General features: G+C 36.8%; 1 protein-coding gene. It reads right to left on the reverse strand.

Annotated features, from left to right (window positions below):
* The coding region (locus B4920_RS26300) for a DUF6387 family protein (protein WP_254051072.1) at positions 1 to 272 on the reverse strand (272 nt) is incomplete at both ends.

The following is a 272-nucleotide window of genomic DNA, read 5'->3' on the forward strand; positions in this document are numbered from 1 at the left end:
TGTTTTTAATATAGAAATCATTTAAAACCTTGAAGTACTCATCCTTTTCGAGATAACTTTTCGCGTAGTCATAATCAGTATCTTTGATGTTATCACGGCTCCGAATCCCACCAGTACCATGTAGAATGTCAGCTAAGATGTTGAAAGGTATGTTCTTACCTTCGTTGTAGAGCTGTTCCCATGAGATCAAATCCATCAAAGGGATGACTTTGTAATCAAGTATTCTTTCAAAGGTCTTATGACCAAACCGAAACATTCGTTTAGGTGGCTTA

The sequence above is a fragment of the Zoogloea sp. LCSB751 genome (assembly GCF_002028455.1).
GTDB lineage: Bacteria > Pseudomonadota > Gammaproteobacteria > Burkholderiales > Rhodocyclaceae > Zoogloea.